General features: G+C 69.8%; 12 protein-coding genes and 1 tRNA gene. 10 read left to right on the forward strand and 3 right to left on the reverse strand.

What is annotated here, in order from left to right; translation table 11 throughout:
* Position 1 precedes the first annotated feature (1 nt).
* Both frc and SLINC_RS37140 read right to left on the reverse strand, forming a co-directional pair.
* Positions 2 to 1,243 carry a formyl-CoA transferase gene (gene frc, locus SLINC_RS37135; protein WP_067442795.1) on the reverse strand — a complete coding sequence of 414 codons (1,242 nt, stop codon included), beginning with the start codon at positions 1,241 to 1,243 and terminating at the stop codon, positions 2 to 4.
* Between the two features lie 9 nt (positions 1,244 to 1,252).
* Entirely contained in the window at positions 1,253 to 2,935 is a 1,683-nt protein-coding gene (locus SLINC_RS37140) for a thiamine pyrophosphate-binding protein (RefSeq protein ID WP_067442797.1), read from the reverse strand.
* 143 nt (positions 2,936 to 3,078) lie between these two features.
* Between SLINC_RS37140 and sucC the strand changes: the two genes are divergently transcribed.
* The 4 genes from sucC to SLINC_RS37160 all read left to right on the forward strand — a co-directional run bounded on the left by sucC (position 3,079) and on the right by SLINC_RS37160 (position 7,075).
* Positions 3,079 to 4,209 (forward strand): ADP-forming succinate--CoA ligase subunit beta, encoded by a 1,131-nt coding sequence (gene sucC, locus SLINC_RS37145; RefSeq protein ID WP_067442798.1) that lies wholly within the window; start codon positions 3,079 to 3,081, stop codon positions 4,207 to 4,209.
* Between the two features lie 11 nt (positions 4,210 to 4,220).
* On the forward strand, positions 4,221 to 5,150 hold the full coding sequence (gene sucD / locus SLINC_RS37150) for a succinate--CoA ligase subunit alpha (RefSeq protein ID WP_067442800.1): 930 nt from the start codon (positions 4,221 to 4,223) through the stop codon (positions 5,148 to 5,150).
* A gap of 55 nt (positions 5,151 to 5,205) precedes the next feature.
* Positions 5,206 to 6,771: an aldehyde dehydrogenase family protein gene (locus tag SLINC_RS37155; protein ID WP_067442802.1), complete on the forward strand. Its 1,566-nt coding sequence runs from the start codon at positions 5,206 to 5,208 to the stop codon at positions 6,769 to 6,771.
* Between the two features lie 219 nt (positions 6,772 to 6,990).
* Positions 6,991 to 7,075, forward strand: a tRNA-Leu gene (locus tag SLINC_RS37160).
* A 52-nt stretch (positions 7,076 to 7,127) separates the two neighbouring features.
* On the opposite strand, the gene SLINC_RS37165 is transcribed toward SLINC_RS37160, so the two are convergent.
* Complete coding sequence (locus SLINC_RS37165; RefSeq protein WP_067442804.1) at positions 7,128 to 8,075, reverse strand: methionyl-tRNA formyltransferase; 948 nt, start codon at positions 8,073 to 8,075, stop codon at positions 7,128 to 7,130.
* 263 nt (positions 8,076 to 8,338) lie between these two features.
* Here SLINC_RS37165 and SLINC_RS37170 point away from each other — a divergent pair, with 263 nt between their 5' ends.
* From SLINC_RS37170 to SLINC_RS37195, 6 genes are all read left to right on the forward strand, one after another.
* Positions 8,339 to 9,694, forward strand: coding sequence for a lysine N(6)-hydroxylase/L-ornithine N(5)-oxygenase family protein (locus SLINC_RS37170; protein WP_067442805.1), 1,356 nt, complete (start codon positions 8,339 to 8,341; stop codon positions 9,692 to 9,694).
* A 99-nt stretch (positions 9,695 to 9,793) separates the two neighbouring features.
* On the forward strand, positions 9,794 to 10,852 hold the full coding sequence (locus tag SLINC_RS37175; RefSeq protein WP_079164923.1) for a FecCD family ABC transporter permease: 1,059 nt from the start codon (positions 9,794 to 9,796) through the stop codon (positions 10,850 to 10,852).
* A 32-nt stretch (positions 10,853 to 10,884) separates the two neighbouring features.
* Positions 10,885 to 11,994, forward strand: a complete 1,110-nt coding sequence (locus SLINC_RS37180; protein WP_375141534.1) for a FecCD family ABC transporter permease — start codon at positions 10,885 to 10,887, stop codon at positions 11,992 to 11,994.
* Between the two features lie 56 nt (positions 11,995 to 12,050).
* On the forward strand, positions 12,051 to 12,890 hold the full coding sequence (locus SLINC_RS37185; protein ID WP_067442811.1) for an ABC transporter ATP-binding protein: 840 nt from the start codon (positions 12,051 to 12,053) through the stop codon (positions 12,888 to 12,890).
* A gap of 123 nt (positions 12,891 to 13,013) precedes the next feature.
* A complete protein-coding gene (locus SLINC_RS37190; RefSeq protein WP_067442813.1) occupies positions 13,014 to 14,066 on the forward strand; it encodes an iron-siderophore ABC transporter substrate-binding protein in 1,053 nt (350 codons plus the stop codon).
* 2 nt (positions 14,067 to 14,068) lie between these two features.
* Positions 14,069 to 15,856, forward strand: a complete 1,788-nt coding sequence (locus tag SLINC_RS37195) for an ABC transporter ATP-binding protein (protein WP_067442815.1) — start codon at positions 14,069 to 14,071, stop codon at positions 15,854 to 15,856.
* Positions 15,857 to 15,913 lie beyond the last annotated feature (57 nt).

The raw sequence follows: 15,913 nt of genomic DNA on the forward strand, positions 1-15,913 counted from the left end.
GTCAGATCACTCCGTTCGACTTGAGCAGGCGCAGCTCCTCGTCGCCGAGGCCGAGCTCGCCGACGTAGACCTCTTCGTTGTGCTCGCCGAGCAGCGGTGAACTGGTCACCTCGACGGGGGAGTCGGAGAGCTTGAGCGGACTGCCCACGGTGGTGAACTCGCCGCGCTCGGGATGCGGGACGGTGACGACCATCTCGTTGGCGACCAGGGAGTCGTCCTCGATGATCTCCCGGGTGGACAGGATCGGCCCGCACGGGATGTTGTGGGCGTTGAGCCTCTCCAGCACCTCCCACTTGGGAAGCGTCGAGGACCACTCCTCGATCAGCTGGAACATCTTGTTGAGCTTGGGCAGCCGGGCCTCGGGGGTGGCCCACTCGGGGTCCTCGGCCAGCTCGGGCCGGCCGATGAGCTCGCTCATCGGCTTCCAGCCGACCGGCTGCACGATCACGTAGACGTAGTCGTTCGGGCCGCCCGGCGCGCACCTGACCGCCCAGCCCGGCTGCCCGCCGCCGGAGGCGTTCCCGGACCGGGGAACCTCCGTGCCGAAGTCCTCGTTGGGATATTCACGGAGAGGGCCATGGGCCAGGCGCTGCTGGTCGCGCAACTTCACCCGGCAGAGGTTGAGCACAGCGTGCTGCATGGCCACGTTGACCCGCTGGCCGCGCCCGGTCTGCTCGCGCTGGTACAGCGCCGCGAGAATGCCGGCCACGGCGTGGACACCCGTGCCCGAGTCCCCGATCTGGGCCCCCGTCGCCAGCGGCGGCCCGTCCTCGAAACCGGTGGTCGACATCGACCCGCCCATGGCCTGCGCGACGACCTCGTACGCCTTGAAGTTGGTGTACGGGCCGTCGCCGAACCCCTTGATGGAGGCATAGACGATCCGCGGATTGATCTCCTGGATGCGGTCCCAGGTGAAGCCCATGCGGTCGACCGCGCCCGGTCCGAAGTTCTCGACCATGACGTCGGAGCGCCGGATCAGCTCGGTGAGGATCTCCTTGCCGCGCTCGGTCTTGGTGTTGAGGGTGATGCTCCGCTTGTTGCAGTTGAGCATCGTGAAGTAGAGCGAGTCGACGTCCGGGAGGTCGCGCAGCTGCTTGCGCGTGATGTCACCGGTCGGCGCCTCCAGCTTGACGACGTCGGCGCCGAGCCAGGCCAGCAGCTGGGTCGCGGAGGGCCCGGACTGCACATGGGTCATGTCCAGGACGCGGATGCCTTGGAGTGCCTTGGTGGACGTAGCGGTCATCGGGGCACCTCACTTGTACATGGTCTGGTTCATGGTTCCGGGGGCGTACGCGTCCGGGTCGACCCAGACGTTGATCAGTGACGGCTTGCCGGACTCACGGGCACGCCGGAGCGCGGGGCCGATGTCGGCGGGGTCGCGGACCTCCTCGCCGTAACCGCCCAGCATCTGGGCGAACTTGTCGTAGTGGACGTCGCCGAGGGTGTTGCCGACGCGCTCGCGCTCCTCGCCGTACTTGGCCTTCTGGCCGTAACGGATCTGGTTCATGGAGGAGTTGTTGCCGACGATGCCGACGAAGGGGAGGTCGTAGCGGACGAGGGTCTCGAAGTCCCAGCCGGTGAGGGAGAAGGCGCCGTCGCCGAAGAGGGCCACCACCTCCTTGTCGGGCCGTGCCTGCTTGGCCGCGAGGACGAAGGGAACGCCGACGCCGAGCGTGCCGAGCGGTCCCGGGTCCATCCAGTGGCCGGGCGACTTGGGCTGCACGACCTGACCGGAGAAGGTGACGATGTCGCCGCCGTCGCCGATGTAGATGGAGTCCTCGGTGAGGAACTCGTTGATCTCGCTGACGAGGCGGTAGGGGTGGATCGGTGAGGCGTCCGACTTCAGGCTGGGCAGCCGCTTCTCGATGGCGGTCTGCTCGGCCGCGCGCAGCTCGTCGAGCCACTCCTTGCGCCGGGACGCCCCGCCGTTGACGCGTCCCGAGGCCGCCTCCGTCACCGACTTCAGGACCAGCCCGGCGTCGCCGACGATCCCGAGGTCGATGTCGCGGTTCTTGCCGACGGTCCGGTAGTCGAGGTCGATCTGCACGACGGTCGCGTCCGGGGAGAGCCGCTTGCCGTAGCCCATGCGGAAGTCGAAGGGCGTGCCGACGATGACGATGACGTCGGCGTTGGAGAAGGCGTACCGGCGCGACAGCTGGAAGTGGTGGGGGTCGCCGGGCGGGAGTGTGCCGCGGCCGGCGCCGTTCATGTAGGCGGGGATGTTGAGGGTGCGTACGAGGTCGATGGCCGACTCGGTGCCGCGGGTCGTCCAGACCTGGCTGCCGAGCAGGATGGCCGGCTTCTCGGCGTGCACCAGCAGGTCGGCGAGCTTCTCGATGGCCTCGGGGTCGCCGGCCGAGCGGGTGGAGGCGCGGTAGGCACCGGGCTCGGGCACGCGCGCCTTGGCCACCGGGACCTTGGCGTCGAGCACGTCCCGCGGGATCTCCAGGAAGGAGGGCCCGGGCGCTCCGTGGTAGCACTCGCGGAACGCCATCGACACCATGTCCGCCGCTCGCGCCGTGTCCGGCACGGCCGCCGCGAACTTGGTGATCGGCGTCATCATGTCGACGTGCGGCAGGTCCTGGAGGGAGCCCATCTTGTGCTGGGTGAGGGCGCCCTGGCCGCCGATGAGGAGCATCGGGGACTCCGCGCGGAAGGCGTTGGCGACACCGGTGACGGCGTCGGTCGTACCGGGGCCCGCGGTGACCACCGCGCAGCCCGGCTTGCCGGTGATGCGTGCGTAGCCGTCGGCGGCGTGCGCGGCTACCTGCTCGTGCCGGACGTCGACGACTTCTATGCCCTCATCGACGCAGCCGTCGTAGATGTCGATGATGTGGCCGCCGCACAGGGTGTAGATGCGATCGACCCCCTCTGCCTTGAGCGCCTTGGCAACGAGATGACCACCGGAAATGACGTCCTGGGTGTCGTCGGGCATGGCGAAGTCCTGTCCCTTCGTAGGGGGTTGGAACGCTCTCGAGTACATTGCATACAGTCGACGAATACTGTATGAACCTTGTTATCCCGCATCCGGTGGGTGGTGTCCAGGGGGCGTGCGGCACTTTTGAGTCAGGAGCCGGAATGGACCTGTACGAACACCAGGCAAGGGAACTCTTCGAGGAACACGGCATCTTGGTGCCGCGGGCCGAGGTCACCGACTCGCCCAAGCAGGCACGCGAGATCGCCCGCAGGCTGGGCGGTCGTGTCGTGGTGAAAGCCCAGGTGAAGACCGGCGGACGGGGCAAGGCGGGCGGGGTCAAGCTCGCCGCCGACCCGGCCGCCGCCGAGATCACGGCCCGCCAGATCCTCGGCATGGACATCAAGGGGCACACGGTCGGCACGGTGATGCTGGCCCAACCGGTGGACATCGAGAGCGAGTTCTACGTCTCCTACGTCCTCGACCGGGCGGCCGGGCGCTTCCTGGCGATCGCCTCGGCGGAGGGCGGCATGGAGATCGAGGAGGTCGCCGCCAAGCGCCCGGAAGCCGTCGCCCGCGTCCACATCGACCCGGCCGAAGGCGTCACCTCGGCGAAGGCGGCCGAGATCGCCGAGACCGCGGGCCTGCCGCCGCAGACCGTCGACGTCCTCGTCCGGCTGTGGGAGGTCCTCGTCCGCGAGGACGCCGTCCTGGTCGAGGTGAATCCGCTCGTCCGCACCGAACAAGGCCGGATCCTGGCCCTCGACGGCAAGGTCACCCTCGACGACAACGCCCGTTTCCGGCAGGCCCGCTGGGGAACGCAGGGCGTGGCCCACGACGACCCGCTGGAGGCTGCGGCCGTCGCGAAGGGCCTCAACTACGTCAAGCTCGACGGCGAGGTCGGCATCATCGGCAACGGCGCGGGGCTGGTCATGTCGACCCTGGACGTCGTCGCCGGCTGCGGTGCCCGCCCCGCCAACTTCCTCGACATCGGCGGTGGCGCCTCGGCCCAGATCATGGCCGACGGACTGTCGGTCATCCTCTCCGACCCCGCCGTGAAGTCCGTCTTCGTCAACGTCTTCGGAGGGATCACCGCCTGCGACGCGGTCGCCGACGGCATCGTGCGGGCCCTGGACACCGTCCGGTTGACCAAGCCGCTCGTCGTACGCCTCGACGGCAACAACGCCGCCCGCGGCCGGGCCGTCCTCGACGAGCACGCCCACCCACTGGTCCAGCAGGTCACCACCATGGACGGCGCCGCCCGCCGCGCCGCCCAACTCGCCACCACAGCCTGAGGAGACGGGACATGGCGATCTATCTCACCAAGGAGAGCAAGGTCCTCGTCCAGGGCATGACCGGCGGCGAGGGCATGAAGCACACCCGGCGCATGCTCGCGGCCGGCACGAACGTCGTCGGCGGCGTCAACCCGCGCAAGGCGGGACAGACGGTCGACTTCGACGTCCCCCAGGGCCTTGAGGGCCTGGGAGGTACCCCCATGACCGTCCCCGTCTTCGGATCGGTGCGCGAGGGCATCGAGGCGACCGGCGCCGACGTCACCGTCGTGTTCGTGCCGCCGGCCTTCGCCAAGGCCGCCGTCCTGGAGGCCACCGACGCCGGAATCGGCCTCGCCGTCGTCATCACCGAGGGCATCCCCGTCCACGACTCCGTCGCCTTCACCACCCACGCGCGGGCCAAGGGCACCCGCGTCGTCGGCCCCAACTGCCCGGGCCTGATCACCCCCGGCCAGTCCAACGCGGGCATCATCCCCGACGACATCACCCGGCCCGGCCGCATCGGCCTGGTGTCCAAGTCGGGCACGCTCACCTACCAACTCATGTACGAACTCCGGGACATCGGCTTCTCGACCTGCGTCGGAATCGGCGGCGACCCGGTCGTCGGCACCAGCCACATCGACTGCCTGGCCGCCTTCCAGGACGACCCCGACACCGAACTCGTCGTCCTCATCGGGGAGATCGGCGGCGACGCGGAGGAACGCGCGGCCGCCTACATCAAGGAACACGTCACCAAGCCGGTCGTCGGCTACATCGCCGGATTCACCGCGCCCGAGGGCAAGACCATGGGACACGCCGGCGCCATCGTGTCCGGCTCATCGGGAACCGCGCGGGCGAAGCGTGAGGCGCTGGAGGCGGCCGGGGTGAGCGTGGGCAGCACCCCGACCGAGACGGCGAAACTCGTGCTCGCGCGTCTCGATGACCAGCGGCAGGCCACCCCATAGTCGAGGTGAGCCACGCACCCCGCCCCCGACTGTGCACCGAGAGCGGAGCAACCCGATGGCAACAACCACCCTCACCCCGACCACCCGGACCCTCACCCTCAAACCCGGCACCTCCTGGACCGACGCCTGGCAGCGCTGCCTCGCCGTGGCCCCCGAGGCCTTCCGCGACGACCGCGTCCTGAACCTCTGGGGCTCGGCCTGGCAGGCCGACGGCCGGGCCCTGCCCGCCGCCAGTCCCGTCGACGGCAGCCCGATCGCCGGCCCGCCGCGCCTGGACGCCGCCACCGCCCACCGGGCGGTACGCGCCTCCCTCGACCAGCACCGAGCCTGGCGGCACGTCCCCCTCGACGAGCGGCGCGCCCGCGTCGCGGCCACCCTCGACGCCCTCACCCAGCACCGCGAACTGCTCGCGCTGCTGCTCGTCTGGGAGATCGGCAAGCCCTGGCGGCTCGCCCAGGCGGACGTCGACCGCGCCATCGACGGAGTGCGCTGGTACGTCGACGGCATCGAACCCATGATCGCGGGCCGCGTCCCGCTCGACGGCCCGGTGTCCAACATCGCGAGCTGGAACTACCCGATGAGTGTGCTCGTTCACGCAGTGTTGGTACAGGCACTGGCAGGCAACGCGGTCATCGCCAAGACCCCGACCGACGGCGGTGTCGCCTGTCTGACCCTGGCCTCGGCGCTCGCCGCCCGCGAGGGAATTCCCGTCACCCTCGTCAGCGGCAGCGGGGGCGAGCTGTCCGAGGCGCTGGTGCGGGCGCCGGAGATCGGCTGCGTCTCCTTCGTCGGCGGCCGCGACACCGGCGCCGCGGTGGCCACGGCCGTCGCCGACCTCGGCAAACGACATGTACTGGAACAGGAGGGACTCAACACCTGGGGCATCTGGAACCACACCGACTGGGACGCGCTCACCGCGGTCATCCCCAAGCTCTTCGACTACGGCAAGCAGCGCTGCACGGCGTATCCGCGCTTCGTCGTCCAGCGCCACCTGTTCGACGAGTTCCTGGCGGCGTACCTCCCGGCGGTGCGCACGCTCAGGGTCGGACACCCGCTCGCCGTGGAGCGGCCCGACGATCCGCTGCCCGCGCTGGACTTCGGTCCGTTGATCAACGCGGCCAAGGCCAAGGAGCTGCGCGACCAGGTCGCCGAGGCCGTCGACCGCGGCGCCGTCCCGCTGCACCGCGGCGACCCGGCCGACGCGAGGTTCCTGCCCGGCCAGGACACCTCGGCGTACGTCCTTCCGGTCACGCTCCTGGGCCCGCCGCCGTCCTCGCCGCTGCACCACGCGGAGCCGTTCGGCCCGGTGGACACCATCGTCCTGGTCGACACGGAAGCGGAACTGCTGGCCGCGATGAACGCGTCCAACGGGGCTCTGGTGGCCACCCTGTCCACGGACGACCGGGCCACCTTCGACCGGCTGGCCCCGCAGATCCGCGCCTTCAAGGTGGGCCACGGCACACCGCGCTCGCGGGGCGATCGCGACGAGCTGTTCGGCGGGTTCGGCGCGTCCTGGCGGGGTGCCTTCGTCGGCGGCGAACTGCTCGTGCGCGCGGCGACCCGGGGCCCGGCGGGGGAGCGGCTGCCCGGGAACTTCCCGGACTACCACCTCATGCCGTGACCCGATCCGGCCGGCGCCCCTTTTCCGGGGGCGCCGGCCGGTGGGACACGGCTGGAGGTAACCGTCCGATCGCTCCCGGTGAAGCCGCGACGTCACCCGCACAGCCACTGCCGGACAGCCGTCCGCCCGACGGAAACGCAGGTGAAAGGCACCCCGAAAGCTTGGTATTGTTGTCCACGTCGCCGCCGGGAACCTTCCTGGCAAGGCGGCGGACACCTCGTCCGGGTGGCGGAATGGCAGACGCGCTAGCTTGAGGTGCTAGTGCCCTTTATCGGGCGTGGGGGTTCAAGTCCCCCCTCGGACACTCGCAAAGCACACACGGTAGGTGCTGGCCATACGGCCAGCACCTTTCCTGTTTACGGCCGGTTGGTGAGATAGCCGCCCATGGACGTGAAGTACTCGGTGGCGGGCATCTCGCGGCCGTCCTCGGTCCGTACCCGGGTGATGGCCAGGCCGTGGTTGCGGCCGGTGCGGGCGTCGGCGCCGGCGACGATCACCACGCCGTCGCCCTCGCGGTAGAAGATGCGGCCGGGCGTGCCGCCGTACCGGCCCTGGGAGACCACCGCGGCGAGGACCTCAAGACGCCTGCCCTTGTGGAAGGTGAAGGCGCTCGGGTACGGCTCGGACTGGGCGCGGACCAGGCGGTCCAGGTCCTCCGCGGGCCACGTCCAGTCGATGCGGATGTCCTCCGTGGCGCGCTTGTGGAAGAAGCTCGCCTGGGACCGGTCCTGCCGGATGAAGTCCGTGTGTCCGGAGGCGATGAGGTCCAGCGCGCCGATGGTGACCGGGGCGATCAGGTCGACGGTCTTGTGGAAGAGGTCGGTGGTGGTGTCCCTCGGTCCGACCGGCACCGCCTCCTGCCGCACGATGTCGCCGGCGTCGAGTTCGTCGTTCATCATGTGCGCGGTCACGCCGACTTCGGGCTCCCCGTTGATCAGGGCCCAGATCAGCGGGGAGAAGCCGGCGTACTTCGGCAGCAGCGAGTCGTGCACGTTCAGCGTGCCGTGCCGCGGGAGGTCGAAGATGCGCGGGGGGATCCAGGTCCGCCAGTTGTTGGCCACGATGATGTCCGGGTCGGCCTCCTTGAGGCGCGCGAACAGCTCTTCGTCGTCAGGGCGGTTGCGGATCAGCACCGGGACGCCGTGTTCCTCGGCGAGGTCGGCGACGGAGTCGCTCCAGATCTTCTCGTAGGCGTGCTCGCTCTTGGGGTGCGTCACCACCAGCACCACCTCGTGGTCGGAGTCGAGAAGAGCTTGGAGGGTGCGGTGCCCCCAGGTCTGGTAACCGAACATGGCGACCCGCATCGGGGTTCCTCCTCAGGCAGGGGGCAGAACGATGAAAGTAAAGCAAGGCTTACCTAAGGGTGCAATGGGCCCTACTGGGGCGGCTGTTGGCGGGGCGGTGCGATCCCGAGTGTCCGTTTTACCCTATCGACACTTTCACAGGTTCAGCTTAGCCTTACCTAAGTTTTGGGCCGCTGCTTCGTCGGTGTGCCCATTTCCGCAGCTTCCCGATGCTTGACAACGGCCGCCCCACCGGGCGGTTGCACCTGCACGATGGGAGTCACATGGCACAGGTTCTTCCTGGTGGCGCATCACCGGTCCACGACGTCATCGGTATCGGCTTCGGGCCGTCCAATGTCGCCATGGCGATCGCACTCAGCGAGCACAACGCACGTGTCGGAAGGCAGGAGTCGGTCACCGCTCACTTCTTCGAGCAGCAGCCGCGCTTCGGCTGGCACCGCGGCATGCTCATCGACGACGCCACCATGCAGGTCTCCTTCCTCAAGGACCTGGTCACGCTCCGGGACCCCACCAGCGAGTTCAGCTTCCTGTGCTACCTCAAGAGCAAGGGGCGGCTGATCGACTTCCTGAACCACAAGACGCTCTTCCCGCTGCGGGTGGAGTTCCACGACTACTTCGAGTGGGCCGCGGCCAAGGTCGACGACATGGTCTCCTACGGCCACGAGGTCGTCGGCGTCACACCCGTCGTCCGCGAAGGAGTCGTGGACCACCTTGAGCTGACCGTCCGCTCGGGGGAGGGGCTCGTGGTCCACCGGGCCCGCAACCTCGTGATCGGCACGGGACTGCGTCCCCTCATGCCCGACGGGGTGGAACGCGGCGAGCGCATCTGGCACAACTCCGAACTGCTGGCGAAGGTCGAGGAGTTGGCGGGCGGCTCGCCCTCCCGGTTCGTCGTCGTGGGCGCGGGGCAGAGCGCGGCCGAGAACGTCGCCTACCTGCACCGGCGCTTCCCCGAGGCCGAGATCTGTGCCGTCTTCTCCCGCTACGGCTACAGCCCCGCCGACGACAGCAGCTTCGCCAACCGGATCTTCGACCCCTCGGCGGTGGACGAGTACTTCACCGCGCCCGACGAGGTCAAACGCCGTCTGATGGACTACCACGGCAACACCAACTACTCCGTGGTGGACATCGACCTGATCGACGACCTGTACCGGCAGATGTACCAGGAGAAGGTCCTCGGCACCGAGCGGCTGCGCTTCCTCAACGTGTCCCGGCTCACCGGCGTCGAGGAGCGGCCGGACAAGGTACGCGCCACCGTGAAATCCCTCGTCACCGGGGAGGAGACCCCGCTGGACGCCGATGTCGTGGTGTTCGCCACCGGCTACAGCCCGGCCGATCCGCTCGGGCTCCTCGGCGAGGTCGCGGACCGCTGCCGCCGCGACGACGAGGGCCGCGTACGCGTCGAACGCGACTACCGCGTCGCGACGGAGCCCGAACTGCGCTGCGGCATCTACCTCCAGGGCGGCACCGAGCACACGCACGGCATCACCTCGTCCCTGCTGTCCAACACCGCGATCAGGGTCGGTGAGATCCTCGACTCGATCCTCGACCGGGACCGCAAACCCGCCTCCGACGAAGCGCGGCCGGTCGCCGACGAGATCGGCAGCACGGCACGCTGAGCACGCCGCCGCACCCGCGGCACTGCACACCCGGGGAGCCGCCGACCGGAGCACGGTCGGCGGCCACTCCGGTCGATCAAAGGGATAACGTACGTCGCCATGGGCACGACTACTGTGGAACGCCCCGCGCCCGGGGGGACAAAAGGGGCCCGTCGGCGGCGGGTTGTGGGCTTGGCCACGCTGGTCGTGATCCTCGTGGTCACGGGGGCGGTGTCCCTGGCCGTCGGTGCGCGCGCGTTGAGTCCCGCCGAGGTCTGGCACGGGCTGTTCGCGGAGCCGGACCCCGACCGTCGGCTCACCGAGATCAGACTCATCGTGGAGACCGTGCGGGTGCCCCGGACGGTCCTCGCGATCGTGTCGGGCATCGCCCTGGGGGTCGGCGGAGCGCTGATCCAGGGATACACGCGCAACCCGATCGCCGACACGGGTCTGCTGGGGGTGAACACCGGCGCCTCGTTCGCCGTGGTGACGGTGATCGCCGTGTTCGGGTTCTCCAACCCGTTCCAGTACGTCTGGTTCGCCTTCCTGGGAGCGGCCGTCGCCGGCGTCGTCGTCTTCGGGCTGGCGAGCATCGGCCGGGGCGCCGGCAACCCCTTGACGCTCGCGCTGGCCGGGCAGGGGATCACGGTGTTCCTCGCGGCGATGACCACCGCGGTCGCGCTGTCGGACCAGGCGTCGCTGAACGCGCTGCGGTTCTGGAGGGCGGGCTCCGTGGCCGGGGTCGGATTCGACGTCATCTGGCCGGTGACCGCGTTCATCGCCGCCGGGCTGGTGGCGGCGCTGACCACCTTGCCCGCCATCAACCTGCTCAACCTCGGCGACGACGTGGCGCGAGGACTGGGAGTGAACATCGCGCTGAGCCGGATCGTCGGCATCGTCGCCATCACCCTGCTCGCGGGCGCGGCCACGGCGGCGTGCGGGCCCATCGCGTTCCTCGGGCTCATGGTGGCCCATGTGGCGCGGTATCTGACCGGCCCCGACTACCGCTGGCTGGTGCCCTACGCCGGTCTGCTCGGCGCCATCGTCCTGCTGGTCTGCGACATCGTGGGCCGCCTGGTGGTACGGCCGGGCGAGTTGGACGCGGGTGTCGTCGTCGCCCTGCTCGGGGCCCCGTTCTTCGCGGGTCTGGTGTGGCGCGGAAAGTTCAAGAGCGCGTGAACAGGACAGACGTGGAGCCGGACGGGGCAGGCGTGGAGCCGAACAAGGCGGGCGTGGAGCCGAACGAGGCGGGCTTGAAGCCGAACGGAACAGATGTGAAGCCGTCGGTGGCGCCCGGCGTGCGGCTCGGCCACGTGTCGTTCGTATGGCGGCCCTGGCTCGTCGGCGTCACGCTGCTGCTGGCGGCGGCGACCTTCCTGGTCTTCTGTGTGTCCATCGGCGTCGGGGACTTCCCCATCGGCCTGCCCCAGGTGATCGCCACTATCTTCGGCCGGGGCGAGCAGGTCGACGAGTTCGTGATCATGGATCTGCGGATGCCGCGGGCCATGGCCGGGCTCCTGGTGGGGGTCGCGCTCGGGGTGTCCGGGGCGATCACGCAGTCCATCGCCCGCAATCCGCTGGCCAGTCCGGACATTCTGGGGATCACCTGGGGTGCGAGCGCGGTCGCGGTGTTCCTGGTGACGGTGTCGGGCGGCACCGCGGCGGCGATCGTCAGTTCCGTGGGCCTCTCGGCGGCGGCGCTCGCGGGCGGTCTCGGCACCGGGCTGCTGGTGTACTTCCTGGCGTGGCGGCGCGGGATCGACGGGTTCCGGCTCATCCTGATCGGCATCTCGGTGAGCGCCGTGATGGAGGCCATCACGAACTGGCTGCTGGTCAAGGCCGACATCAGGGATGTGGCCCGGGCCCAGGTGTGGCTGGTCGGTTCGCTCGACGACCGGTCGTGGGACGGGATCCGGGTGGCTCTGTGGTGCACCCTCGGCCTCCTGGTCGTCGTGGCGTGTGTCGCGTTCCAGTTCAAGCCGATGCACCTCGGTGACGAGGTCGCCGCGGGCCTGGGCGTGCGGTACTCGAGAGTGCGGGCGGTCCTGCTGCTGTGCGCGGTGCTGCTGGCCGCCGCGGCGGTGGGCGCCGCCGGCCCGGTCCCGTTCGTCGCCCTGGTGGCGCCGCAGGTGGCGATGCGGTTGGCGAGGTTCCCGACCCCGCCCATGGTGGCCTCCGGGCTGGTGGGCGCGCTGCTGCTGATCGGCTCGGACCTGCTCGCGCGGGCGGCGCTGCCGGTCTCGCTCCCGGTCGGTGTGGTCACCGCCGCGATCGGCGGCCCCTTCCTCGTCTATCTGCTGGTGCGGGCGAACCTCAAGTAGACGAACCCCGGTCGGATGATGCGAAACTTAGGCAAGGCTAAACACGAGGGGGCCTGGTGGTCGGTCAGTCCATCACCGAGATCGAGTCCGGAGTCGACGCCGTCTCACGGCTGGCGGCCCGGAGTGTCACGGTCGGGTACGGCGCCCGGACCGTCATCGACGACCTGGACGTGGCGATTCCGCCCGGGGTGATCACCACGATCATCGGCCCCAACGGCTGTGGGAAATCGACCCTGTTGCGGACGCTGTCGCGGCTGCTCAAGCCGGCCAGGGGGACGGTCGTACTGGACGGCGACGACATCGGCAGGCTCCGGACCAGGGACGTGGCCAAGAAGCTCGGCCTGCTGCCGCAGGCGCCGGTCGCGCCGGAGGGGCTGACGGTGTCCGACCTGGTGGCCAGGGGCCGCCACCCGCACCAGAGCTGGCTGCGGCAGTGGTCGTCGGACGACGCCGCCGTGGTGGAGCGGGCGTTGGCCATGACCGGGGTGTCCGATCTGGCGGACCGCCCGGTCGACTCGCTCTCCGGTGGACAGCGGCAGCGCGTGTGGATCTCGATGACCCTGGCCCAGGGCACCGATCTGCTGCTGCTGGACGAGCCGACCACCTACCTGGACCTGGCCCACGCGATCGACGTGCTCGACCTGGTCGACGACCTGCACGAGTCGGGCTGCACCGTCGTGATGGTGCTGCACGACCTCAATCTGGCCACGCGCTACAGCGACAACCTCGTCGTGATGAGGGACGGGGCGATCCTCGCCCAGGGGCATCCGCGGGACGTCATCACCGCCGACCTGCTGCACGAGGCGTTCGGGCTGCGCGCCAAGGTGATCGACGACCCGGTGGGCGACCGTCCGCTCATCGTGCCGATCGGCCGCACCCACGTCCAGGTTCCCTAGCTCAAGTCCTCAGCGAACCAAGGTGTTTCAGCACTTAGGCTAGGCTAACCTGATTTCTGTGGATAAGGTTTGCCTGCCCTTAGAACGAGGCGCAGCGGACAGTGTGAAAGCAAGGGATTGCGGATGTTCCTCCATAGAACGACGCTCGTGAAGCCCTGGCGGCGGATGGCGGCGATGTTGTCCGCCGCCACCCTCGGCGTCGGCCTCCTCGCCGGATGCGGTTCCGATTCGGGGAACGCGTCGAGCGACGACACCACGGCCGCCGCCGCGGCCGGAGCCTTCCCGGTCACCGTGGAGCACGCGTTCGGATCCACCAAGGTCGACAAGGCCCCCAAGCGGGTCGTCTCCGTCGGCTACACGGACGACCAGACCATCCTGGCGTTCGGCATCAAGCCGGTCGGCATGGTCGACCAGTACCCGAACCCGGCGGGCCAGAGCCCGGACATCAACACGCAGTGGCCCTGGGTGAAGGACAAGTGGGGCGACACCAAGCCCGAGGTCATCATGAAGAACGGTGACTCCGGCCCCAACTACGAGAAGATCGCCGCCCTGCGGCCGGACCTGATCATCGCGGTGTACTCCGAGATCGACCAGGCCGCCTACGACAAGCTGTCCCGGATCGCGCCGACGGTGGGCCGTACCAAGGCCGAGAAGGAGCCGTTCAGCGCGCCGTGGCAGGACAATGCCCTCCACATCGCCAAGGCGCTCGGCAAGGCCGACGAGGGCGAGAAGATGGTGTCGGACATCCAGGGCCGGCTGGACTCGGCCAAGAAGGCGCACCCCGCGTTCGCCGGCCAGACGGCTGTCGTGCTGTCCTGGTACAAGGGCTCGGTGGCCCCGTTCACCTCCACCGACGTCCGCGGACGCCTGGTGACGGGCATCGGCTTCAAGTACCAGACCGAGATCGACAAGGTCGCGGGCGGCGACTTCTACACCACGCTCTCGCCCGAGCGCGTCGACCTGGTCGACGTCGACCGCATCTTCGTCATCAACGACAAGGCGGACACCGCGGCGCTGAAGAAGTTCAAGCTCTTCACCAACCTGGACGCCGTCAAGAACGACAAGGTGTCGTACCTGTTGGACAGCGAGGGTCCGGCCGTCGGCGCGGCGATCTCCCAGGGCACCCTGCTGTCCATGCCGTACGCGATCGACGAACTCGTCAAGTCGGCCGAGTAGGTGTGAGCACCACCGACACGCGCCCCGCCCCGGCGGCCCTGCACACGGCGACCGGACGCGAGGCGACTCGATGGGTCGCGGCGCACTGCCGCGAGATGCCGTGGCTGACGGTCGCCACCGTGCTCACCACGGTGGCCGGAGCGGCGCTCCAGGTGCTCCCGGTGCTGCTGCTCGGCCGGGTCGTCGACGGGGTGGTCGAGGGCGATTCGCGCTCGATCCTCGTCAGGATCGGGGTGTTGATGGGGGCTGCCGCGCTGCTCGGCGCGGCGGCCACCGCGGTGTCGACCTATCTGATCGGGCGACTGGGCGCGGACCTGCTCGCCCGGCTGCGGGAAGGCGCCGTCCGGGCGGTGCTGGGGATGCCGAGCGCGCGCATCGAACACGTCGGCCGGGGAGACGTGCTGTCCCGTGTCGGCGACGACGTGGCCGTGCTGTCCAAGGGCATCCGCATGGCGGTCCCCACGGTGTTCTCGGCGGGCGTGCTGGTCGCCATCGCCACCGTCGGCATGTTCGGACTGGACTGGCGGCTCGGTCTGGCGGGCGTCGGCGCGCTGCCCGCGTACGCGCTGGCCCTGCGCTGGTATCTGCCCCGGTCCGCCCCGCTCTACCGCAAGCAGCGGGTGGCCCAGGCCGACCGCGCGCAGGCGTTGATCAGCGGTCTGAACGGGATCGACACGGTCCGGGCGTACCGCCTGGAGGACGCCTTCCGGGAGAAGGTCACCCGCGAGTCGTGGCGGGTGCGCGAGCTCGGCATCGAGGTCTTCCGGTTCTTCGGCCGGTTCGTGGGCCGGGAGAACCGGGCCGAGTTCATCGGACTGGTCCTCATCATCGTGGTGGGATACGCCCTTCTGGAGGCCGATGCCGCAAGCCTCGGCGAGGTGTCGGCGGCCCCCCTGCTGTTCCACCGGCTGTTCACCCCGCTGGGCATGATCATGTTCACCTTCGACGAGGCACAGAAGTCGGGCGCCAGCCTGACCCGCCTGGTCGGGGTGCTGAAGGAGCCCGCCGAGGACCGGCTGGTGGGCGACCCGGACGTGGTGCCCGCGGACATCGCGCCCTGGCCGGTGACGGTGGAGGGGGTGACGTTCAGCTATCCCGGCACCGAGGAGCCGGTCCTTCGGGACGTCGATCTGACGATCCCGGCGGGCGGTTCGCTCGCCCTGGTGGGGGCGACGGGCGCGGGCAAGACGACCCTGGCCGCGCTGATCGCGGGCATCGGGACCCCGCAGACCGGATCGGTGCGCGTCGGGCCCACCGACCTCGCCACGGTGGACGAGGCCGGGGCGCGGGCCCTGGTGAGCATCCTGACGCAGGAGACGCACGTCTTCTCCGGCCCGCTCGCCGACGATCTGCGCCTGGCCGCACCGGAGGCGACCGACGCCGAGTTGATGACCGCGTTGCGCACGGTCGGCGCCGACACCTGGGTCGACGCGCTGCCCGAGAAGCTCGACACCCCGGTCGGCGAGGGAGGCGAGCGGCTGGACGCCACCAAGGTCGCCCAGATCGCCCTGGCCCGGCTGGTGTTGAGCCGGTCACCGGTCGTGGTGCTCGACGAGTCGACCGCGGAGGCGGGCAGCGAGGGCGCCGCCGAACTGGAGCGCGCCGTGCTCGCCGCGTGCGCCGGCCGGACCACGTTGTTCGTGGCGCACCGGCTGACCCAGGCGATGGCGGCGGAGCGGATCGCGGTGCTGGACGCGGGACGCGTCGTGGAGCAGGGGACCCACGAGGAGCTGGTGGCCCTGGGCGGCCGCTACGCCCGGCTGTGGCGGGCCTGGCGAGAAGGCAGTTGATTCACCTCACGAGTTGATTCGTCTCACGTGGTGGCACGCCCGACCGGCCGTGCCTCA

The sequence above is a fragment of the Streptomyces lincolnensis genome (assembly GCF_001685355.1).
Lineage (GTDB): Bacteria > Actinomycetota > Actinomycetes > Streptomycetales > Streptomycetaceae > Streptomyces > Streptomyces lincolnensis.

Bases quoted from the DNA above. Each gene is read 5' to 3' on its own strand.
- frc (WP_067442795.1), bottom strand. From the start codon at position 1,243: ATGACCGCTACGTCCACCAAGGCACTCCAAGGCATCCGCGTCCTGGAC.
- SLINC_RS37140 (WP_067442797.1), bottom strand. From the start codon at position 2,935: ATGCCCGACGACACCCAGGACGTCATTTCCGGTGGTCATCTCGTTGCC.
- sucC (WP_067442798.1), top strand. From the start codon at position 3,079: ATGGACCTGTACGAACACCAGGCAAGGGAACTCTTCGAGGAACACGGC.
- sucD (WP_067442800.1), top strand. From the start codon at position 4,221: ATGGCGATCTATCTCACCAAGGAGAGCAAGGTCCTCGTCCAGGGCATG.
- SLINC_RS37155 (WP_067442802.1), top strand. From the start codon at position 5,206: ATGGCAACAACCACCCTCACCCCGACCACCCGGACCCTCACCCTCAAA.
- SLINC_RS37165 (WP_067442804.1), bottom strand. From the start codon at position 8,075: ATGCGGGTCGCCATGTTCGGTTACCAGACCTGGGGGCACCGCACCCTC.
- SLINC_RS37170 (WP_067442805.1), top strand. From the start codon at position 8,339: ATGGCACAGGTTCTTCCTGGTGGCGCATCACCGGTCCACGACGTCATC.
- SLINC_RS37175 (WP_079164923.1), top strand. From the start codon at position 9,794: ATGGGCACGACTACTGTGGAACGCCCCGCGCCCGGGGGGACAAAAGGG.
- SLINC_RS37190 (WP_067442813.1), top strand. From the start codon at position 13,014: ATGTTCCTCCATAGAACGACGCTCGTGAAGCCCTGGCGGCGGATGGCG.